Raw genomic sequence first — 21,840 nt, 5'->3', positions numbered from 1 at the left:
GCGCCGTTGACCGACGTTCCCGAAATTATCTCGTCGGTCCGCTCTAGAATTTGCCGCGCTCTATCCGCGCAATGTCGGGATCGTCACGCTCAGCGATGTAGTTGATGATCAGCTTTGGTGGTCCCTTCGGATCCGGCGATGTAGTCTGGTTGCCATCGCGCTGCATCTGATACTTGACACCATCCGCAATCAGCCGGACCGCCCCCTTCTTCTCGTCCTCGCCGGCGAACAGCACGATGGTGTTTTCGCCAACAGGGATGCCCGAACGCAGGGTGTCCTTCTTCCAGGCGAACCCCGCGAAGTATCGTTCGATCCGCGATCCCGCTGCGATCATCGCATTGGGATCGATCGCCGGCGTAGACGCCACCTCGCCCCAGATGACATTCACCTGGATCAATTTCTTCGACTTGTTGCCAAAGATGTAGGCGACCCGCGCGGCGCCCGGGCCGGGATCGAGCGACGGCAGATTGACGGTAATGACATTCGTGCCTTCGACGCTGTTCACGCCGCTCGTGATATCGGCCAGCTTGAGATTGAATGCCTTCGTCACGATGGCTCGCACCTCCGCCTCAGTCATGCCGAAGCGGGCGTCGCGGAATCCGGTGACCTCATACTTCGGCGCCTCCTGCTGCGCCCGGGCCGGCAAGACATCGGCCACGCCCGCGACAATCGCTGCGACGAGGAGCAGCCGCGCCATCGCGCGCTTGAACGCATGCGACATGGAAGCACGACGAATGGAAGTACCGAAACGATCTCTCACCTGCCCAACTCCTAAGCGATCAGTTGCATCGGTTGATGCGCAGAACCGCCCCGGGCTACGCGCACGCAGCCGATGCCCATGGTAACAGCGTCTTATTAGGGGCTGGATGCAATCAGTTTCGAACACCTTGTGAACGCACGTTCACATCACCCATCAACGACCGTTATGGTTGATGCACGCCAAAACTATCCATGCATATATGCGCCGCGTCACCGTTGCCTGACGATGCCGGTCGTCGGATTGCGCATGCCCGACGGATGCATGCGCACTGCACGTGGGAAGTTCTGAGGCTGCCTTGATGTCTATTCATTCGACAAAGAAATCCTTGGCGTTGATCGCAATCGCCCTGGCATCGTCATGCGGCGGCGCGCTCGCTCAATCCCCCGCGCCCGCACCGAGCCTCGTACAACCACCGACCATTGCCACGCCGCCCGCATCGACGCGCATCACCCTGCCGCAAATCGCCGCCGGCTCAGCTGTGCCAGATGCCGCTAAAAATCTGACATTTATCCTAACCGGAATCGACATCGAAGGCGAATTTGACGAGATCGCCATCGCGAGGAAAGAAGCCGCGGCAGCGCTGCTGGGAAAGTCCGTCACGGTCGCAGATCTGTTCGGCCTTGCCGACAAGCTGCAGCAAGCCTATGTGCGCGCCGGATACCCGCTCGTGCGCATCGTCATCCTGCCCCAGGAACTTGACCGGCGCGCACGTGTAAAGCTGCGCGTGATTGACGGCTACATCGAGAAATTCGACACCAGCACGCTGTCCGGAACATCGGCTACTCGCGTTGCAGCCGTGCTGGCGCCATTACTCAACAAGCGGCGCCTCACGCAGAACGAACTCGAACGGCAATTGCTGATCGCCGGCGATACACCGGGTCTTGTTCTCAATGCCACTTTTGCTGCCGGCTCAGCCGTTGGCGGCTCTGTCCTGGTGCTCAGCGGCCGGTACAGGCCCGTCTCGGCGAGCCTCTATCTCGACAACGGCATGCCCAAATCCTTTGGCGAATGGCAGGCGGCAACATACTTCTCGCTCAACAACCTGACGGGATTTGGCGAACAACTCTCGGTCTCCATCGCTGGCCTGCCCGACAATGATTTCGTGACGCCCTATCCGACGCGTCGCTATCTCGGCGCAAACCTCGCCGTCCCACTCGGTATCGAAGGCTGGCGGTTCGAACTCGGCGTCACCGATGGTCGCACGACCCCGCGGGTCGATGCGATATTCGCTTCACAGGGTGTTTTCCGGCAAGGGCGCGCGAAGCTCGCCTACGATGTCGTCAAACGCCGCGATACCGAACTGAGCTTCAATGCGCGATTTGATCTCACGGAGGAACAGGTCAGCACGCTGATTACGACACCGGCCACGCCGCTATCGCTTGACCGTACGCGCGTGCCACGTATCGGCCTCGACGGCATCCTGCGATTACGCGAAAGCGGAACCACCCTCAGCTATACGGCGACCTATTCTCACGGCATCAATGCGTTTGGAGCCCGCTCCATGGCCGATGCGACGCCGTTGCTCACGCTCTCGCGGCAAGGTGCGGACGCGCAATTCAGCAAGCTCGACGGTCGCATCGATGTCATGCAAACGCTTCCCGAGAACCTGTTTCTCTCGGCTGGGCTTGCCGGACAGACATCGTTCGGTCGCCCGATGCTCACATCCGAGCAGTTTCCGATCATTGGCGCCAACATGCTGTCCGGCTTCGCCGCCGGCACGCTCGCCGGCGATACAGGCTGGGTGGGACGCGGAGAGTTCGGCTGGAGCACCCAGCTTCCGTTCATCGCCGAACCGCATGCAATCGTGCCTTACGTCTTCGCAGCGACCGGCGAGCGCCGCTACGAAATGCCGACCGTCCTGGAGATCCCGGTCATCCGTGCGAACAACTATGGCGGCGGCATGCGCTTTCAGCTCGCGCCGCAGGCACCCGACGCCCCGTCGCTGTCCGGCTTCGTGGAGCTGAGCGAACGACGCGCCAGCGCTTCCAGCCTCGACGGCTGGATGGTGTTCGCCGGTGGCTCGATCCGCTACTAGACTCCAGAAATGGCGACAACGGACAGATCACTTGCTTTCGATCAGATGCCATTCCATTGATACGGCAGGAGCACAAGATGTCGGCGCCAGCCCCTTCATTTAACCGGGATTCGCAGCGCCGCGACAGGCTCCTGATCGTCGAGGACGACCCCGTAACGCGGGCCATGCTGGCCGGTTACTTCACCGATCACAACTTTGACGTTGCCGAAGCGGCAAATTGCGCTGAGTGCCGTCAGAAGATCAGGAAGAACGGTGCAGAGCTCGTTTTCATCGACGTTCAGCTTCCGGACGGCGACGGGTTCGAACTCGCGAGGGAAATCCAGAGCGTAAGCCAGGCCGGCATCATATTTGTCACGCGCCGCGATACCGAAGTTGATCGGATCCTTGGCCTTGAGTTGGCCGGCGATCACTACGTCACGAAGCCGATTAACCTGCGCGACCTGCTCGCACGCGCGCGCTCGGTCCTCAGGCGACGCGCGATCGAGCGTGATGCCGTGATCGCCGGCACCACGATCGTATTCGGGCGCTGGATCATCGATCTCGTGCGACGCGAACTGGCCACACTCGGCGGCGAGCTGGTGCATCTCACACGCGCCGAATTCGACCTGCTCGCAGCGCTGGTCGGTGCCGATGGCAGGCCGCTCAGCCGGGAGTATCTGATCGAAGTCGTCAGCAATCGGCAGACAGATGTCGATATACGTACTGTCGACGCCCTCGTTGCCAGGCTCCGACGCAAACTCGCCAGCGGCAGCAACCAGCCCCTGATCACGACCGTGACGGGCATAGGTTACAAACTCACGATCGAATCAAAGCGCTAAGCTCGTTCGGGCTCTCGCAACCGTTCATTGAGTGCAACGATGGATTCACGGCAGGTTGCCTCCAACTGCACGGCAGCAGCTTCGAGCGCATCCGCCGGCAATCGCGCCGCATCGGCCTCGATCCCGTTGCATTGGGAGAACAGGCGCTCGAGACCGAGCGCACTGGCCGCACTGCCGATCCGATGCGCCAGGCGTTGCATGTGATGCCGATCGCCCGTCCCGGCCGCTTCCACCATGCTCCGCGTCAGCGGAAGGCAGGTGTCAAGGAAGATGGTGCGCAGACCACGCAACCGCGGCACCCCCAACAGTTCTTCCTGATCGTTGAAGAAGTCGTCATCGATGAGAGAACCAGCGGTGAGCTCGGACGCCCCGACCGGGGTGCCTGGCTGATCGTCGACACCCGCCTGCAAGGCTGATTGCAGCGCCTGTAGCGTGATCGGCTTGCTGACGCGCGCGTGGATGCCACTGGCCGTGAGCCGTCCCTGTGTCCGATCCGACAAGTCGGCTGTCAGTGCGATAATCCGTGGCGATCGATCAAGCTGCAGCCTGCGGATGAGCCTGGCCGTGGCAATGCCGTCCATCTCCGGCATATGCACATCCATGAGTACGACGTCGAAGGCGCCCGAGCGAACGAGCTCCAGGGCCACGGCTCCACTCGATGCCACGACAGGTTCGTGACCGAGACGAACAAGGAGGGCATGCCCCACGTCGCGATTGACCGGATCGTCATCGACGAGCAGCACGGACAGCTTCGTTACCGGAGGTCTCACCTCGACAACGGCCGGCACCGGTTGCGCCCGATCGAGGGGAATGGACAGGGTAAACGTGCTTCCCTTGCCGAGTTCGCTGCGGACCGAGAGATCGCCGGCCATCAGCCGCGCCAGCCGGCGGGAAATGGCAAGACCAAGCCCCGTGCCGCCGAACCGACGCTCGATATCGCTATCGGCCTGCACGAAGTCTTCGAAGATGCGCTCCTGAATGTCTGGCGCGATTCCGATACCCGTATCCGTGACCGACAGATGAAGCATACCGGGGGCATCAGGCGTATCGAATACGAGATCGACCTGGATACCGCCCCGCGCGGTGAATTTGACGGCATTGCCGAGCAAGTTGAGCACCAGCCGACTGAGCTTGATCGGATCGCCGGCGACATCCGCGGCCACCTCGCCCCGCATCGACAGGCCCAGCGTCAATCCCTTCGCCTCCGCCTCCCGCCTCAACAGATCCAGATCTGCCTCGATCAGTTGATCCAGGCGAAAATTGCGTAATTCGAGCTTGTCGGCGCCCGCTTCGAGGCGGGCATAGTCGAGAATCGATTCGATCAGTGCGAGCAGGGTATCGCCCGAGACCTTGGCTGCCGTGAGCAAGCGAATCTGGCGCCCGTCCAGGTGGCTGTTATCGAGCAGTTGCAGCACGCCCATCACGCCGTTGAGAGGTGTCCGCAGTTCATGGCTGACCACCGCAAGGAAGCGCGACTTGGTTTCATTGGCCAGTTCGGCCGCCTGTCGCGCGTGATGCGCTTCTGCCCGTTCCTCGATCGCTTGATCGCGCGCCTGCGCGAGCTCGGTCGTCCGCGCCGCAACCCGTCCTTCAAGGGTCAGATATGACTCCCGCAACCGCTCTGCCATCCGGTTGAACTGCTCGCCCAAGGTCTGCAGCTCGTCACCCGTCCGAATGACGAGTCTCTGATCGAGATCACCACTTCCGATGCGTTCAGCGCCTTCCGTCAGCGCACGAATGGGATCGGCCATACGGCGGCTGAGCAACAGCGCCGCGAGAAACGCGCAGAACAGCGAGACAAGCAGCAGCAGGGCCGAATTGAGCATCGACGCGTAAAGCGACGCATAGGCTTCGTGCGTTGGCAGTTCGACGAACACCTTCCAGCCGATCGGCACGATGGATGTGTGAACGGACAGAACGCGCTTCCCCGCGAGATCGGTGACGACGGAACCCGCGTCGCTGTCGACGTTGCCCGCGAGCGCAGAGGCAACCTGTGGAAGCCCCGCCAGATCGGTGTTCTTCAGCACAAGGCGGAGATCAGGATGGGCTATCAAACGCCCCCTTGTATCGACAACGAAGGCATTCCCCTCGTTCCCGACTTTGATCTGCGAGACGAGATCCCACATGAAGCGGAGATTAACATCGGCGATAGTCACGCCGCCATCCGCGCCGCTCACGGCAACGGTGATATAGGGCTCGGTCTCTCGGAAGAAGAAAATCGGTCCATAGTAGATACCGCGTGCCCTCGCATCGACGAATGCGGGGGACTGCGAAAGATCCGTATTGCTACGCACCGTGTCACGCACATAGCGCGACACCCGTAGCTGCTCGCGACCTTGCGGATCGAGTTGGGCGATTTCGGAGATCGCCGGCGTCAGGCGTAGCAGACGAATGCCGGTGACGCGCATCTCTTCTGGCGGAAGCATCTGTAGCGAGAGCTGAGACAACCAGACGAGCTGCCGCTCGATCTCCTTGAGAAACTGATCGATCTTGTCCGCCGCGGCACTGGCCTGCTCGCGTTGCACGGCGATCAGCAGGCGCTGCTGCTCGCGATAGGAGAATATCGCATCGATCACATTGTTGGCGATCAGCGCTGCCGAAACGACCACGAGAAGGGAAACGAGATATTTGCGGAACAGACCGCCGCGTACCGGCGGTCGTGCATCGCGATCGGCGCCGATCGCGCTCATTCGATGATCTTGTCCGCGCGGGCCAGCAGCACCGGCGGCACCGTCAGGTTCAGTGACTTCGCGGTCTTGAGATTGATGATCAGCTGATAGGTGCGCGGCGATCGCACCGGCAACTCCGCGGGCTTGGCGCCGCGCAAGATCAGGTCCATATATTCGACCATCGCCTCCACCAGCTCCGAGCGCTCCGACGCCGCCGATTCATACTTGAAGCCGTAGGAGACCAGGCCACCTTCGGTCATGAAGAAGTGATAGGAATAGACCGCCGGGACCGCATTCGCCGCTACAGCGGATACGATCGCCTTGCGGTTGAGGACGGTGAACGCATCGGGCGTCACGACAAGTCCGCCGGCCGGTGCACCGCCGAGCCGGGCAATCTGTGCGGATATGTTGTCCGGTTCCGAAATCGGAAGCGGGATGATGTCAACGCCGAAAGATGACGCCATCTCCCTCAACGGATCGAGATAGTAGTCGCCATTGCGCGGCGCGGAGAGCGGATTGAAAATCACTCCGACGCGCTTGACGCGAGGCGCGAGTTCCAAAAGGATTTCCAGCCATTTGCTGCCCATCGATGGATGGCTGGTCATGAAGCCTGTGGCATTTCCCCCCGGGCGCACCAGGCTCTGCACAAATCCGCTGCTGACCGGATCCGCGGCCGTCGAGAAGACGAGCGGAATGGTCTGGGTCTCGCTGAGAATCGCCTGCGCGTCGAGCACGCCACCCGTGACGATGAGATCCGGCGTCCGTGCCACGATCTGCTTGGCTATCGCCTTGCGTTGGACCGGATCATTCAGACACGACAGCGCTTCATACGCGATCATACGCCCATCGACCCATCCAAGCTCGGCAAGTCGGGCCTTCATCGCTGCCAGCCGTGCAACGGTCATAGGCTCATCATGGGCGGTGCTCAGCAGGAATGAGACGCGCCGCCGCTCGGGCGCCACCTGCGCGACGGCCAGGCGCGGCAGGGTTAGGATCGCAGCAAACGCCAGAACACTTCGTCGATCGAGCGCCATAGTCTTTCGCATGAGGAATTTCCCACAACCGCGAGCCGTTGTACCGCGGGAGCGGACGTCCCACTACTCGCCTTTCTCAAATATCCGAAATGGACGCTCCGAGCGAGAGCGATCAAAGCAGGTCGGGCTCGCTCGCCGCCGAGCTCTTGGCAGGGCGACTCGCTCCCCTATCTCCGTCTATCAACAGGTTCGAGGATCATTCCGGCCCGGGCCTGCTTGCCACCGAAACTGGCTATAATGGCCTGCAATATCCGCTCGGCTTCATTCTCTTTGCAGGCAAGGGAATGCTCCGCCTTTTCCGCGAGCCAGGTGAGGATGATCTCACGTCGCCGCCCGACGGGAGAGGGGCCTAGATGGTGTCCGTCGTCAAATCATTCGAGACTGACCGAGCGTTTCTCTAAGGGAGGATCTGGCTCATCTGGGCTTAGAGTTGGCCTTCTCGTCCGACCAGTTTTGCATCGACCTTTCGCCCATCGTTGGTCGTGACCTGCGCCTTTGAGATTTGTGCCACCACGTGATTGGCGGTGAGCACATAGCCGCGTTCTGCGTCGACGATCACGCCCGATCCGGTGGCCTGCATCTCTTTTTTAAGCTGCTTGGGAAGATCAAAAAATTCCCGAAAGACGGGATCGTTGTAGAGCGGATTATCCTGTTTTACGCGCGCGTATACCGAAATATTGACAACCGAAGGCGTCGTCTCCTTGACGACAGGGGCTACCGTTGGAGCGTAGGCCCCGCGCGCATCGGCCAAGTTCGCTGGCAACCACGTGATGAGCATGCAAAGGTTAAGCCGACGTTCAATTGTCTTTGACGATGAACGAATGAACATTGCTGCAGCAGGTTTCTTAGAATTGTCGTGGTCGGGCGCTCGAAAGGCCCGACCACGGCGTTGCTGTTAGCCATTGCTGTTAATCGAGATCCGGCGGACATTTTTTGCTTCGGCAGATTTGGGCACCGTTATGGTGAGTATCCCGTTCTTGAATGTGGCCGAGGTCTTGTCGTCGTCGACGTCCTGCAACGGTATGCGCCGCTCGAATCGGCCGTAGTACCGCTCGCTGAATCGACGCTCCTTGTCTTCCGATTCCGACTTCTTCTCGCCTGAGATAGAAAGGACGCCGTCAGCGATTTCGAGGTTGACGTCCTTCTCGTCGAGACCAGGAAGTTCAGCTGTGATGCGCACCTCCTTATCCGTCTCATCGATGTCGATCTGAGGCCACCCCAGCGCGCTCAGCGTCCGGGTCGATCCGAATGGGGCAAGATCAAAACCGCGAAATACGTCGTCGAACATGCGGTTCATCTCACGATGCAGCGTAAGAAAGGGGTTCGCGTCGGTTCCGCGATGAACGCCGACCTCGCGTCCCGTGCCGCTCCAGGGAATGAGATCTTTGAAAGCCATCTTGTCTCTCCTTTAGTTCGAGCGACTTCCGCCGCGAAGGAGCCGAGGAAGTCGAGTCGTTGACGTGAGTTTCGCGTTCAGGCTGCTTTGCCGTCGATCTGCCGGACATTGGGGCCCGCTGAGCCTGCGATCGAAATACGGCGCGGCTTCATGGCCTCCGGTAGCTCCCGGACCAGGTCGATCTGTAACAAGCCGTTGTCGAACGTGGCTCCTTTGACCTGCACGTAGTCGGCCAAATTGAACTGGCGCTTGAACGGCCGCGAGGAAATTCCCTGGTACAGGAAGTCACGCTGTTGCTTATCTGCTTTGTGTCCTTCGACCGTCAGGACGCTCTGTTCGGCAGTGATTGCGATCTCATCCGCGGAGAACCCTGCGACGGCCAGCGAGATCTGATAACGGTCGTCACTCAGGCGCTCGACATTGCACGGCGGATAATTGTCCTCCGTACCGGTCTGCTGCGCCGCGTCGACAAGATCAAACAGACGGTCAAAGCCGATAGTCGACCGCCAAAGGGGGGCAAAATCGTAGCTAGTCCTCATAGCCAAATCCTCCATTGAGCAAATTGGGTACGAGCGGGCGTCGGACACCTCAGGCGCCCGTCTCCGCCGGGCCCTCAAATGGCGCCCGGACCGCTCCTCGCGGCAAACTAAAAATTAGAAAAGGCCGATCTGGTTTCAAGTAGGCCCCCAAATTTTTAGGGAAGCTGCCAACGGTGCCGCCCCCCTTCCGCAGGCGCCACTCCTCGCAGCGCTCAAGCTTGGAGGCAGACTCTCGGCGTTCGGGTGTTACGGGGATCCTTCGATCCCCGAACGCTGCGAAGCGTGTTGCGGGGAGTTTCGATAGTCAGGTCTCTAAACGTTGCAATTCCGTTTCCACCAGTTCGACCAAACGGGTCAAACGGCGGCGGTCTGCTGACGCAAGCTCGTTAGCCTTGAGAAGCCGGGCGCAATGTTCAATCACTTTGCGTTCGCTCTTAATCAGAAACGATCTGACGCCTGGTATCTGGATCGGTCCCGAAATGCGCGTTTCGTGTGGAGGTCGGACACTGGTTGATAAATTCGACATAACTTGTCTAACGAGGGAAGTTTCATTGAAATCCTTTGTCTTCGAGGGGAGCCCGAGATCTGAATCCAGGCTCCCCTCGTCGCTCAGAAGTCCATTTTGGGTAAGGCCGAAACATTCGCCTTCTTTGGCGTGTCAGCCACGAGAGCCTCCGTCGTAATCAGCAGCGAGGCCACCGAAGCGGCGTCCTGCAGGGCGGTACGAACCACCACGCCAGCCTCTAGCAGGTCTTGGTACTGGCCGGTCGCGGCATTGAAGCCGCAATTGTAGTTACTGCTTTCCCGCAGCCGTCCGCACCCGCGTTCTGGACGATCTGTCGGGCCGCTACCTGGATGGCTCGACGCACGATGTCGACGCCAGCCTTTTGATTCGGGTGCGAGGTGGTTACGCCATCCAGCGCCTTCAGGAGAGAGCAAGGCGGGAGTTCACAAAGGAACGAAGTACTTCGCCGTCCAGCCCTGCGCCATGCCATTCAACGGACGGCGAAGTGTCGAAGCTCAGCCATTTTCCATGAAATCTTGGCTGCGCCAGACCCAACGAGTGCAGCGCTGTTAGCCCGCTGCACCCACAGGAGCCCAGACGTTCTCGATCGCAGTAGGCTGATCGCCCCTCGAGCGCCAGGAATCTTCGCGAGCTTAACAGCCGACCGCCGCTTTGGGCTCTTCGAATATGGGAAGCCGCACAGCCGGTGCGCCGCTCAGCGGGGGAGGATCATCCTCCTCGTCGAGGTCTCTCAAAGCACTCAGGATGCGTCCCACCGGGATAGCAGCGGACGAACCGGGAAGCTGCCTCAGCCACGGATTATTCTCGACGGCGAATGCGTCCGACGCCCATGCCGCCAGCACGCAGCGCTTTTCAAGGCTTGTCAGCACCGGGTCGGCCAGCACTTCTGACGGGTCACTGTAGGTCGCTGCCAGAATCGAGTTTGCATGAATGTCGAAGAGTGTCTGGTTCGATTTCATGGTCGTCTCCTTACTCCTTTCTGTTAAGACGGCGACGAGCGATGTAGAGCGGCCGGCCGGCAGGTCAAGAACATCGCCATGGCAGGAGCCAAAAAATTTGCGACTCCCCCTTGAAACTTTCTGCCATTTTTTTTTATTTTAGAACCGTTGGACGCCAAACGTCGGGTCCAACGTGAGGCGGACGCCGGGGGTGTCCGGCGCCTGCTCATACCCATCTTGCTCATTGGAGGATTTGGCTATGAAGAATAATTATGACTTCGCCCCGCTCTGGCGCTCAAGCATTGGCTTCGACCGCCTGGTTGACCTTATGGATGCAGCACGGCGCGCCAACGAGGACAGTTTTCCCCCATACAATATCGAACGGGTCGGGGATGACCGATACCTTATCTCGCTTGCTCTAGCGGGTTTTTCCCCCGACGAGATCACCCTGACGGCAGAGCAGAACGTTCTGACGGTCGATGGCCGCAAAGGCGAACAGAAGCGTGACTTCCTTTTCCAGGGCATTTCCGGTCGCGCGTTCAAGCGGCAGTTCAACCTCGCGGACCACGTCCAGGTGACCAGCGCGACTTTCGAGAACGGCCTCCTGCAGATCAATCTGATCCGCGAGATTCCCGAGGCCATGAAGCCGCGAAAGATCGCGATCAACGCTGCTCCACGCTCAAACGTCGAGCAACTTGAAGCGCAGGCCGCCTAACGCCTTTTTCGATCGCTTTATGCAATCGTTCCGCGATGGCTCCGACCGTCGCGGATTGGCGTGACGTCTGGAATGGCGTGCTGATCACTCGCGAAATCGTCAGGAGACAGGGATGACTCATTTCGCACTTCCGGCCTTGGCCGGCGGAGAAGGCCTCACAAATTATCTCACCGCTATCAAGCAATTTCCGCTCCTCAAACCTGAAGAGGAGCTCGCCTACGCCAAGCGGTTACGCGAAGACGGCGACACGGACGCCGCCTATCATCTTGTGACCAGCCATCTCCGACTGGTCGCGAAGTTGGCGATGCGCTATCGCGGCTATGGGCTGCCTATCGCCGACGTCATTTCGGAAGGCAACATCGGCCTGATGCAAGCCGTGAAACGATTTGATCCGGCCAAAGGGTTCAAGCTTGCGACCTACGCAACCTGGTGGATCAAGGCAACGATCCAGGATTACATTCTGCGGTCCTGGTCGATCGTCCACATCAGCGCTACTTCGACCCAAAAGCGGCTGTTCTTCAACCTGCGTCGCTTGAAGAGCAAGATTGCGGCTCTCGAGGAAGCCGATATGCAGCCCGACCATGTCGCAATGATCGCGCATCGCTTGACCGAGCCGTTGACGTAGGATGCGCGGGTGCTGGCGAGAAAGGCGACCACGTCAGCATATTCTTGTGGCTCGCCATAACGGCCGGCAGGAATACTCGCTGTGCTCTCCGCAGACACGTCCTCGACGGAGCGGCTTTCACGCTTTGCCTTCTGCTCGTCCAGGAAACGGATGCGACTGGTGGCAACCCGGCCTGGAAGCACGATATTGGCTGTGATGCCGTCACGCCCGACTTCGCGGGCCAGCGTCTTCGACCAGCCCACGAGCGACAGCCGCAGTGCATTCGAAATGCCGAGATTGGGAATCGGCGATACCACGCCGGACGACGTCGATGTCACGATACGCCCCCATTTGCGGGCGCGCATGCCGGGCAGGACGCGATCGGTCAGCGTGATAACCGACAGCACCATCTGCTCGAAGCTCCTGCTCCACAGTGCCGGGTCCTGCCCGGCAGCAGGCGTCGGCGGCGGCCCACCGGTATTGTTGACAAGAATGTCGACCGGGCCGAACGCCGTCTCGATGGCACTGACGCGCGCATCCATCGCGGCACGATCGGCCAGATCGAAAGCGACGGCCATCGCGTCGCCTCCACCCTGCTTGATCTCCGCGACGACACGATCAAGCGCGGTCGCGTCGATGTCGGCGAGCGCGACGCGCGCGCCTTCATTCGCCAGCGTCTTGGCGATAGCGCTTCCAAGGCCGCCGCCGGCACCTAGCACGAGCGCGACCTTGCCTTGAAGTCCGAGATCCATGTCCTGTCCTTTGTCGAGATGCGGAATCGATTTGCGTGTTGGCCTGTCAGTCCGGACCTAGATTTGGGTCGCGCTCGGCCACGCGTTGCAGGTAATCGGCCTTGCTGGAATGCATGTGCTCGACGCAGAGCTGCGACAGCGCCCAGTTGTCGTGGCCACGCAGGAGTGAAATCATCAAATCGTGCTGCTGGATCGACACCTGCAGCCCATCGTGATCGGCAAGGTTCTTGGCACGCATGGGCAGTGTCAGGCCCATGTAATCCTGCAACGATTGCACCAGATACGGGTTTCCGCATGCCGCAAACAGAGCGATGTGAAACGCGTCGTTGGTGTCGTGAATGCCGCGCAGATCGCCGCGCCCTGCATGCCGCACATATTCTGCCTGAATGGCTTCGAGTTCGACGATCAACGACGCCTTGGCCGGCAATGGGATCATCAGTGCGGCCTGGCGCGTGAGCATCTCGCGCACCTCGTAGATCTGCTTCACCTCGGCCGCCGAATAGGAACGCACCGTCGCGCCGACATTCTTCTCCCGCTGGACGATGCCGGTATGCTCGAGATGCACCAGTGCCTGACGCACGAAGTGCCGCGAGGCGCCATAGCGTTCCATCAGATTGTCTTCGATCAGCCGCGCGCCCGGCGGTAATCGGCCGAAGATGATATCCTCTTCGACACGCCGGATGATCTCGGCCTGTTCATCGGCGCGCGACGCTATTTTGGTGACGGTCATCTGGCATTGCCTCCAGATGCTTCGCGCCCTGACAGCCGATAGCAATCCTCGACAAGTCGCAGGGTTTGCAGATTATCCGCGGGAGAGGTCTCGAACGGCGCGCCGCTTTGCAGCGCATCGAGGAAATGCGCGATGGTCGCATCATAGGACCCCTGATAGGTCGCAGCGAGATCGTAGGCGCGGATCTCGCTTTGTGCGCCTGTCAGCTTCAATTGCGTGCCATCGAGCCGGATCGTACCGATCGTGCCAAGGATTTCGAGTTGGTCGGCCTGCGATATCGGCGCACCATAAGCTGCAAAGCTCGCGAACAACGATACACCCGCGCCGCTGCGAGATCGCATCTGGATCACGGCACCGTCTTCACCAGCAATATCCGGACATGTTTGGGTCAGCGTCGCCGCGATCACATCCAGCGGGCCCAGCAACATGCGCAAAGTATCGAGATGGTGGATGAGCACTTCAGCCACCAACATGCGGGACTCGCCGCGCATGAACGGCTGGCGCTCGATCGCAGGATATTGACCGTTTGCATCCGGAATCGTGCCCGATGTCAGCAGCGTCAGGCGCGCAGCCGTCACTGCGCCGATACGGCCGTCCCTGATCCAGGATGCAGCATCGCGATAATACGCACGAAAGCGCCAGTTCTCATGCACCATCAGCCGGATGCGGCCGTCGACGTCACGAGCCAGGGCCTCGGCTTCTGTGAGTGTCGGGGCGAGCGGTTTCTGGCAAAGCACCGGCAGACCGCGATCGGCGACGAGGCGCACCAAAGGCGCATGGAAAGCTCGCGGCGCAGCGATATCGACCGCATCGAGTTCACACTCCGCCAGCATGTCTTCCGCGCGCGAGAAGCATTGCCCGATGTTGAATTCCCCGGCGCGCACTGTAGCTTTCTCCGACGAGGGATCGGCGATCGCGACGACCGCAGCACGTCCCGCGAGCTTCTGCCAAGCCTGCAGATGATATTGCGTGACCCACCCCGCACCAATCAATCCGATCCGCAACGGCTTGCTCATCGCCTGATATCCCGACGCTTCTCGCCGATGATGGCCCGGCCCGTCATTGCGTCGAACACGAAGACCGCATTGGCCGGGAAATACAGATCGACGGTCTCGTCGATGGCAACGGGTACGTGACGCGGCAACCGCGCCGTCCACTCCACGCCGGGTTCGATTTCGACCAACAGCAAGGTTTCCGCGCCCAGCGGCTCCACCGCGATCGTGCGCCCCCGCACATGGCCCGCAGGCTCGCCGCCCAGCGCCGCCTTGTTGATATGCAAATCCTCGGCGCGCACGCCGATGGTTACCTTCTGGTCCGCCAGTTTGCCCAACACCTGAGGCGACCAGCGCGTGAGCGCGGTCTCGACGCTCGGGCTGCGTGCCACATGACTGTCATCCACGGCAACAACGGCGGCCGTCGCCAGATTCATCGGCGGCGATCCCAGGAACCGTGCGACGAATGTGTCCGCCGGCTCCCAATAGACGTCGAGCGGCGCGCCGATCTGGGCGACGCGACCGGCATTCATGACGCAGATCCGCGTTCCCATGGTCATGGCCTCGACCTGGTCGTGGGTCACGTAGATCATCGTCGATCCCAGCCGCTTGTGCTGCTTGATGATCTCGCTGCGGGTATTGACGCGTAGCGCAGCGTCGAGGTTGGACAGCGGTTCGTCGAATAGGAACACCATCGGCTCGCGCACCATGGCGCGCCCGAGTGCGACACGCTGGCGCTGTCCGCCGGACAGCGCGCTGGGCTTGCGCGTTAGCAGCGGCGTCAGACCGAGGATATTCGCCGCATCCTGCACCCGGCGTTCAATCTCGGCAGCGGCGAAATTGCGCCGGCGCAGACCGAAGGCGAGATTGTCCGCAACGCTCATATGCGGATAGAGCGCATAGGATTGAAACACCATCGCGATGTCGCGGTCCTTGGCCGGCACCTGATTGACCACGCGATCGCCGATCGAGAGCTTGCCGGAGCTGATCTCTTCCAGGCCCGCGATCATGCGCAGTGTCGTCGACTTGCCGCAGCCTGAGGGCCCGAGCAGAACCATGAATTCGCCGTCGCCGATATGAAGATCGACCTTGTCGACCACCACCGGACCGGTCGGCCCATATTGTTTGGAGAGTTTGTCGAGGGTAACAACGGCCATGGCTGCCTCTTACTTGATTGCGCCGGCAGTCATGCCGCGAATGAGTTTCTCGGAGAAGAAAATGTACACAATGATCACCGGAATGACGGAGATCATGACGCCGGTGGCGATCATGCCGATGTCCTGGAAATGATCGCCCATGAAGGCGCGAATTCCGACCGGCAGCGTGCGCTTGTCGGGATCGGTGATCAGCACGACGGCAAACAGAAACTCGTTCCAGAGCTGGATGAAGTTCAGGATCAGCGTGGTGGCAATCGCCGGCATGCCGATGGGCAGCACGATGCGTCGGAAAATTTCGAGATCGCCGTAGCCATCGATCTTGGCGGCGTCGAACAGATCCTGCGGAATGCGCGCAAAGAACCCTTCCAGAAGGTAGACTGTCAGCGGCAGCTGCAGCGACACATAGACCAGCGCGAGCCCGAGCAGGCTGTTGTAGAGATTGTAGTCAACCAGGATCTGGTACAGCGAGATCAGGGTGATCTGCGGCGGGAAAATGATCGACGAGAACAGGATTCCGTAGACCAGCCGGTTGCCGCGGAAACGATAGCGCGCGAGCGCATGCGCCGCTGCCGCGCCGAGCAGAGTCACCACGGCGACAGCGCCCACCACCACGATCGTCGAATTCCAGAAATAGGTCGCAAAATCAGAATCAACCCAGGCGATCCGGAACTGCTCCCAATGGAACACTTTCGGCCACGCATAATGGTCGGCGCTGATTTCGGCGGTGGTCCGTACCGACATCGTTGCCAGCCATAAGAACGGGCCCAGCGTGTAGATGGTGTAGAGGCCCAGCACGAGAGCAAGCGCTCCGCGGCTGAAGAAGCGTGGCAACGGCGCGCGCTCCGCAAGCATGGCAGCCACGATCAGTACTCCAGACGTTCACGAGTCGCCAGAAGGCGATTGAGGATGATGACAGCGGCGCAGACCACCACGAACCACACCGACGCGATGGCGGATGGATAGCCGAGATCAAAGGTGTTCCAGTTGAAAGCGCGCTTGTAGACGTAGGTGGATACGGTTTCGGTCGCCCATAGCGGGCCGCCCTGGGTCATGATCCAGACCAGGTCGAAGATCTTCATCTTGCCGATGAAGGCGAGGATATAGAGGTTCAGCAAGGTCGGCCGTAGCATCGGCACGATGACGTAGCGCAGCTTGGCGCCCCAGCCGCAATTGTCGAGTTCGGAGGCTTCCAGCACCTCGCGCGGCAGCGAATGGATCGCAGCGAGACAAACCACCATGTTGAAGCCAGCCCATTTCCAGGCATGGGTCACGATGAGTGCGCCGAGCGCTAAATTCGGATCACCAAGCCAGGACGACGCCAATGCCTCAAGTCCGACGGCGCGCAGCGTCGCATTGAGGATTCCCCAATCGTAGTTGAATATCCACATCCACAGGATGGCGACGACGACGTAAGACAGAAGAACCGGAGTGAACCACGCGACCCGCAGGAAGCGTGCAGCAGGCACACCTGCATACAGCGCCAGTGCGAGCAGCAGGCCTGTCACGACGTCGAGCACGGGCGCAATAAACGACCAGATGAACGTGTTCCGCACCGACACCCAGAATGTCTCGTCGGACATCAGCGCGCGATAGTTATCCAGGCCGACAAAGGTCGCATCGAGACCTTCGATGGTGAAGAAGCTGTCGTAGAAGGTTCGAAACGCCGGATAGGCGGTCAGTCCGACATACACCGCCAAGGCCGGCGCCAGAAAGACGGTCAGCACCCACCAGCTTGCCCGGCGCGGATCAGCCAGCGAGGGGGCTGCGTGCTGAGCCCCCTCCTCGGCAACGGATGGAATACTGATCGATGTCATTGTTACCACTCAGCTCTTGAAGCAGGCGCTGTCCATCTTCTCCGCGGCTTCCTGAACGCTCAGGAGGCCAGCCGGAAAAGCGTTGTTCATCACCTGGGTGTAGGTCTCTGCACACTTGGCGCGGTAATACAGCAGCGGCGTGCCGAAGAAGTATTTGACGTTCTTGTTGCGTGCGTTGAGCTCCGCAAAGTAGTCCTTGCGCGGGCTGTTGATCTTGGCCGGATCGGATTTCAGGCCGGTCTGCAGCGAGACCTGCTCCATCCACTTGGTGCCGTTCTCGACGGTGGCCATGGATTTCATCAGCGCGCCGGCGCAATCCTTGTTCTTGCTCTTCGAATACATCACGAAGCTGCCGGCGACGGCGAGCGTCTTGCAGTCCGGACAAGCGCCCTTGTCCATTGCCGGAAACTGCATGATGCCGAGCGGGAAATTGGCCGGCATGCCACCACCTTCCGGTGGCGCAAAGGCGCGGCCCGTGAACCAGCTCGGATCCGGGAAGGTCAGCGCGCCCGGCGTGTTATAGAAATAGAAGTGGGACTCACCGAGCTTCAGCGTGGAAAAACTCTTCGGATAGGCACCGGCATCGACCAGCCCCTTCATCCACGTCATGACTTCAACGACGCGCGGATCCTTGAACGACAGCCCGCCATTGAGCAGCTTGCCATAGTCCTCGGTACCGAGCTTGCGCAGCAGCGACTCGAAAAGAAGCAAGCCACCCGGGAACGGACGATCGCCGACGCCCTGCGACACCGGGGTGATGCCGGAGGCAACACCCTTCTTCACCAGATCGGTGAACTGCTCCTGCGTTAGCTGGAAGGACGCCGGTACATCCACGCCGACCTTCTTGACCGCGTCCTTGTTGTAGTAAAGCTCGACCGTATAGGCCTCGACCGGCAGGCCGTAGACCTTGCCCTTCGATGTCCAGGCCGGTTTCGACCAGTCCTCGTATTGCGCCAGATCGACATAGCTATCCAGCGGCTCAAGGAAGCCTCCGGCGAGAAATTCCGGCTGATCCGGCTCCATGTAGAAAATGTCGGGCGCCTGCCCGGTCCGCACCGCCGATTTGGCCTGGGTGTAGAGATCCGCCTTCGGGATGAAGCTGAGCTTGACCGAGCACTGCTTGTTCGCAGCCTCGAAGTCCTTCACCCGCGTCGTGACCCAATCCTTCTTGGCAGGCTCGTCGGGCCAGTTGCTCCACATCGTGATCTGCGTGGCCTGCGCAAAAGCGGGAGCAGCGCTCGCGATGGTGGCCGCCGCGACAACCGCAGCCAGCCCAATTCTCCTTGCCGTCATGGTGATCTCCTCCGGATGTCTGTTTTTTATTGGGCCGGACCATGGAATAGGTCCAGCGACATTGTCAATAATAAATATCAAAAATGGCCACATAAGCAATTTATACCCGCGAATCCCCCTCTGATTATTGACAATCGGAACGGCGCCAGCGATGTAACGAAGAAAATCGGCTTTGGTGGCCGCAGGGGAAACGACATGTCCAAAGGGCTTCGCAAAGGGTTGACCAACTATGGCGACGCGGGATTTGCGCTATTTCTGCGTAAGGCGTTCATCAAGGCCATGGGCTATTCCGACGATGCGCTGGAGCGCCCGATCGTCGGAATCACCAACACCTACAGCGACTACAATCCGTGCCACGGTAACGTCCCTGCCATCATCGAGGCGGTGAAGCGCGGCGTGATGCTGGCCGGCGCGATGCCCATGGTGTTCCCGACCATCTCGATCCACGAAAGTTTTGCGCATCCCACCTCGATGTTCCTGCGCAACCTGATGGCCATGGACACCGAGGAGATGATCCGCGCGCAGCCGATGGACGCCATCGTGGTCATCGGCGGCTGTGACAAGACGCTGCCGGCCCAGATTATGGCCGCGGCATCCGTCAATCTGCCAACGGTGGTGATCCCTGTCGGGCCCATGGTCGTCGGTCATCACAAGGGCGAGGTGCTCGGCGCCTGTACGGATTGTCGCCGCCTCTGGAGCGCGCACCGCGCCGGCGAGATCGACGCCGAGGAAATCGAGATAGTCAACGAACGCCTCGCGCCCTCCGTCGGCACCTGCATGGTGATGGGCACCGCCAGTACGATGGCCTGCATCACGGAAGTGCTGGGCCTGTCGCTGCCGATGAGCGCGACCATCCCTGCCCCGCACGCCGAACGTTTCCGTCTCGCCGAAGCAAGCGGCAAGCGCGCCGCCGAAATGGCGGTCAGCGGCGGGCCACGTCCCTCGGAATTGCTGACGCCGGCGGCTTTCCGTAACGCCACCGTCGTCATGCAGGCGATCGGCGGCTCTACCAACGGCATCATTCATCTCACCGCCATCGCCAACCGAACACCGTATGGTTACGACCTCGACATGCTCGACGAGATCGGCCGCATTGCGCCCGTGCTGATCGATCTGAAACCGTCAGGCGCTCACTACATGGAGCATTTCCATCACGCTGGTGGCGTGCCCAAGTTGCTCGCCGAACTTGGCGATCTCATCGACGGCAATGCACCGACCATCGCAGGCAAGACGCTGGGCGAAATCGCCGCCCAAGCTGAGATCGTTCCGGGGCAGGACGTCATCCGTTCTCGCGACAATCCGATCAAGGCCGAAGGCTCCATGGCCGTGCTCTACGGCAACCTCGCACCAGGCGGTGCGATCATCAAACGCTCGGCCGCAACGCCCCGGCTGCTGCAGCATACCGGGCGTGCGGTGGTATTCACTTCGGTCGAGGACATGGCCTTGAGGATCGACGATCCCGATCTCGATGTAACGGCCGACGACGTTCTGGTATTGTTGAACACCGGCCCCAAAGGCGCTCCCGGCATGCCGGAAGCGGGCTACCTGCCCATCCCCAAAAAGCTCGGCCGACAAGGCGTGAAGGACATGGTGCGCATTTCAGATGCCCGCATGAGCGGCACTGCATTCGGCACAATCGTGCTGCACATCACGCCGGAATCGGCCGTCGGCGGTCCGCTCGGGCTAGTACGCAACGGTGATCAAATCGAACTGGACGTCGGTGACCGGTCGATCAATCTGCTTGTCGATGAAGCCGAACTCGACAGGCGCCGCGCAATGCAGGCAACGGTTCATGCAAATCTGCCTGACCGCGGATACGCTCGCCTGTTTCAACAGACGGTGACCCAAGCCGACGAAGGCTGCGACTTCGATTTCATGATCGCGAAGAAAAACTGATTGATCATCTTATTCCACGATAGCGATAGGCGATGTCCGCTTTGCGCCGCATAGCGGAAATGGGCTGATCTTGCTCGCGAACCTCGATTTATGAGTACCCGGCCTAGTCATCTGGAACGGAAGTTCGGCACATTAGTTGATAGCTCGAATCTCTACAGAGGAGAGAGCTCGTGGCTAATGCAGGTGAGCGAGGCCGGCCGATCGCGCCGTTGGTGCTTAGTCCGCAGGAGCGGGCGTACTTGGAGAGGCAAGTTCGTCGTCATCGCGCTGCCCGGTCGCTATCTGAGCGATGCCGCGCGATCCTGCGATGCGCGGATGGATTGCCAAGCAAGTCTGTGGCTGCCGAACTCGGCCTCCACGAACACACCGTTGGCAAGTGGCGTCGCCGATTTCTGAAGGACCGCTGTGATGGCCTGCTTGACGAGGCACGCCCTGGCCGACCTCGAACCATCAACGACGATCAGGTTGCCGCGGTGATCGAGCGGACGTTGCGGACGACGCCAGCCGATGCGACGCACTGGTCGATCCGCTCGATGGCTGCGGAAACAGGCTTTTCCCACACCACGATCCGCCGAATGTGGGCGGCGTTCGGCTTGCAGCCGCACCGTAGCCAGACATTCAAGCTGTCGAGCGATCCGCTGTTCGTCGATAAGGTACGCGACATCGTCGGCCTTTACCTATCCCCACCGAGCCCTTGTCCTCAGCATCGATGAGAAAAGCCAGATTCAGGCACTCGATCGCGAGCAGCCGGTCTTGCCGATGATGCCCAGCATACCGGAGCGTCGTACGCACAGCTATGTGCGGCATGGTACGACCCCAGCCACCATCAATCGCAATAAAAACAGAGACTTACGACCACCGCATTTGAGCCTTGTGTATCACCGACATGTAACATTGTCGATTGGCCTCGTCGAGGATCCTGATTTCCAGGACGCGTTTGACCACCCTTTTCTCTGTATCGGTCGGATCGATCAGGTCGACCCAGATCAAGGTTTCCGACAGCCGCTCGCCGTCATTCCAGTCGGCTGTCCCGCTCCGGTATGCATTCAACAAGTCCGGTCACTCCAGCCGGGACGGCGCGCAGCCCGCCAGCCTTAGGGCCGATCGACATTCATTGGTTCCAGATCATTGCTGCGGCGAGGTGGATGAAGCCAGCGAAGTGCGAGGTTCGT

The 21,840-nt window shown here is 60.4% G+C and carries 17 protein-coding genes and 5 pseudogenes; 7 read left to right on the top strand and 15 right to left on the bottom strand.

Translation table 11 applies throughout. The features are described 5' to 3' along the window. Positions 1–43 precede the first annotated feature (43 nt). Positions 44–760 carry a hypothetical protein gene (locus AC1RLZ_RS06860; protein WP_493188024.1) on the bottom strand — a complete coding sequence of 239 codons (717 nt, stop codon included), beginning with the start codon at positions 758–760 and terminating at the stop codon, positions 44–46. Between the two features lie 325 nt (positions 761–1,085). Here AC1RLZ_RS06860 and AC1RLZ_RS06855 point away from each other — a divergent pair, with 325 nt between their 5' ends. Both AC1RLZ_RS06855 and AC1RLZ_RS06850 read left to right on the top strand, forming a co-directional pair. Further along, positions 1,086–2,795 carry a ShlB/FhaC/HecB family hemolysin secretion/activation protein gene (locus AC1RLZ_RS06855; protein ID WP_493188023.1) on the top strand — a complete coding sequence of 570 codons (1,710 nt, stop codon included), beginning with the start codon at positions 1,086–1,088 and terminating at the stop codon, positions 2,793–2,795. A 77-nt stretch (positions 2,796–2,872) separates the two neighbouring features. Beyond that, entirely contained in the window at positions 2,873–3,613 is a 741-nt protein-coding gene (locus AC1RLZ_RS06850; RefSeq protein WP_371420789.1) for a response regulator, read from the top strand. Here AC1RLZ_RS06850 and AC1RLZ_RS06845 read toward each other — a convergent pair. From AC1RLZ_RS06845 to AC1RLZ_RS06815, 7 genes and pseudogenes are all read right to left on the bottom strand, one after another. Beyond that, positions 3,610–6,303, bottom strand: a complete 2,694-nt coding sequence (locus AC1RLZ_RS06845; RefSeq protein ID WP_493188022.1) for a sensor histidine kinase — start codon at positions 6,301–6,303, stop codon at positions 3,610–3,612. The two genes, AC1RLZ_RS06850 and AC1RLZ_RS06845, sit on opposite strands and share 4 nt — an antisense overlap. After that, the gene (locus AC1RLZ_RS06840; RefSeq protein ID WP_493188021.1) at positions 6,300–7,328 is read right to left on the bottom strand and encodes an ABC transporter substrate-binding protein; all 1,029 of its coding nucleotides are present in this window, start codon (positions 7,326–7,328) and stop codon (positions 6,300–6,302) included. The genes AC1RLZ_RS06845 and AC1RLZ_RS06840 overlap by 4 nt, the downstream gene beginning before the upstream one ends. A 424-nt stretch (positions 7,329–7,752) precedes the next feature. Next, positions 7,753–8,094, bottom strand: a pseudogene (locus AC1RLZ_RS06835) (trypsin-like peptidase domain-containing protein); the annotation flags it as partial. A 117-nt stretch (positions 8,095–8,211) separates the two neighbouring features. After that, the gene (locus tag AC1RLZ_RS06830) at positions 8,212–8,712 is read right to left on the bottom strand and encodes an Hsp20/alpha crystallin family protein (protein ID WP_493188020.1); all 501 of its coding nucleotides are present in this window, start codon (positions 8,710–8,712) and stop codon (positions 8,212–8,214) included. 77 nt (positions 8,713–8,789) lie between these two features. Beyond that, positions 8,790–9,251 (bottom strand): small heat shock protein HspB, encoded by a 462-nt coding sequence (gene hspB / locus AC1RLZ_RS06825; protein WP_493188019.1) that lies wholly within the window; start codon positions 9,249–9,251, stop codon positions 8,790–8,792. Between the two features lie 609 nt (positions 9,252–9,860). Next, a pseudogene (gene groEL, locus AC1RLZ_RS06820) lies at positions 9,861–10,177 on the bottom strand (chaperonin GroEL); the annotation flags it as partial. 232 nt (positions 10,178–10,409) lie between these two features. Further along, entirely contained in the window at positions 10,410–10,736 is a 327-nt protein-coding gene (locus tag AC1RLZ_RS06815; protein WP_493188018.1) for a hypothetical protein, read from the bottom strand. 238 nt (positions 10,737–10,974) lie between these two features. Here AC1RLZ_RS06815 and AC1RLZ_RS06810 point away from each other — a divergent pair, with 238 nt between their 5' ends. Together AC1RLZ_RS06810 and AC1RLZ_RS06805 are read left to right on the top strand one after the other, a co-directional pair. Beyond that, positions 10,975–11,430: an Hsp20 family protein gene (locus AC1RLZ_RS06810; RefSeq protein WP_493188386.1), complete on the top strand. Its 456-nt coding sequence runs from the start codon at positions 10,975–10,977 to the stop codon at positions 11,428–11,430. A gap of 112 nt (positions 11,431–11,542) precedes the next feature. Next, a pseudogene (locus tag AC1RLZ_RS06805) lies at positions 11,543–12,037 on the top strand (sigma-70 family RNA polymerase sigma factor); the annotation flags it as partial. Here AC1RLZ_RS06805 and AC1RLZ_RS06800 read toward each other — a convergent pair. From AC1RLZ_RS06800 to AC1RLZ_RS06770, 7 genes and pseudogenes are all read right to left on the bottom strand, one after another. After that, a pseudogene (locus AC1RLZ_RS06800) lies at positions 12,031–12,786 on the bottom strand (SDR family oxidoreductase); the annotation flags it as partial. The pseudogenes AC1RLZ_RS06805 and AC1RLZ_RS06800 sit on opposite strands and share 7 nt — an antisense overlap. Before the next feature lie 46 nt (positions 12,787–12,832). Continuing rightward, entirely contained in the window at positions 12,833–13,516 is a 684-nt protein-coding gene (locus AC1RLZ_RS06795) for a GntR family transcriptional regulator (RefSeq protein WP_493188017.1), read from the bottom strand. Beyond that, a complete protein-coding gene (locus tag AC1RLZ_RS06790) occupies positions 13,513–14,532 on the bottom strand; it encodes a Gfo/Idh/MocA family protein (RefSeq protein ID WP_493188016.1) in 1,020 nt (339 codons plus the stop codon). Before AC1RLZ_RS06790 ends, AC1RLZ_RS06795 begins: the two co-directional genes overlap by 4 nt. Further along, positions 14,529–15,665, bottom strand: coding sequence for an ABC transporter ATP-binding protein (locus tag AC1RLZ_RS06785; RefSeq protein WP_493188015.1), 1,137 nt, complete (start codon positions 15,663–15,665; stop codon positions 14,529–14,531). Before AC1RLZ_RS06785 ends, AC1RLZ_RS06790 begins: the two co-directional genes overlap by 4 nt. A 9-nt stretch (positions 15,666–15,674) precedes the next feature. Next, positions 15,675–16,517 carry a carbohydrate ABC transporter permease gene (locus AC1RLZ_RS06780; protein ID WP_493188385.1) on the bottom strand — a complete coding sequence of 281 codons (843 nt, stop codon included), beginning with the start codon at positions 16,515–16,517 and terminating at the stop codon, positions 15,675–15,677. A gap of 11 nt (positions 16,518–16,528) precedes the next feature. Next, positions 16,529–17,479, bottom strand: coding sequence for a carbohydrate ABC transporter permease (locus AC1RLZ_RS06775; protein ID WP_493188014.1), 951 nt, complete (start codon positions 17,477–17,479; stop codon positions 16,529–16,531). A gap of 9 nt (positions 17,480–17,488) precedes the next feature. Next, the gene (locus tag AC1RLZ_RS06770) at positions 17,489–18,772 is read right to left on the bottom strand and encodes an ABC transporter substrate-binding protein (RefSeq protein WP_493188013.1); all 1,284 of its coding nucleotides are present in this window, start codon (positions 18,770–18,772) and stop codon (positions 17,489–17,491) included. A gap of 195 nt (positions 18,773–18,967) precedes the next feature. On the opposite strand from AC1RLZ_RS06770, the gene AC1RLZ_RS06765 reads away from it, so the two are divergent. The 3 genes and pseudogenes from AC1RLZ_RS06765 to AC1RLZ_RS06755 all read left to right on the top strand — a co-directional run. Then, positions 18,968–20,668: an IlvD/Edd family dehydratase gene (locus AC1RLZ_RS06765; RefSeq protein ID WP_493188012.1), complete on the top strand. Its 1,701-nt coding sequence runs from the start codon at positions 18,968–18,970 to the stop codon at positions 20,666–20,668. 170 nt (positions 20,669–20,838) lie between these two features. After that, positions 20,839–21,484 (top strand): annotated as a pseudogene (locus tag AC1RLZ_RS06760) (IS630 family transposase); the annotation flags it as partial. 121 nt (positions 21,485–21,605) lie between these two features. Further along, the coding region (locus tag AC1RLZ_RS06755) for a hypothetical protein (protein ID WP_493188397.1) at positions 21,606–21,840 on the top strand (235 nt) is incomplete at its 3' end.

This window comes from Tardiphaga sp. GW822-FHT04G09 (assembly GCF_058800725.1).
The sequence above is the reverse complement of the archived record's forward strand: the minus strand, read 5'-3'. Positions and strand labels throughout refer to the sequence as shown.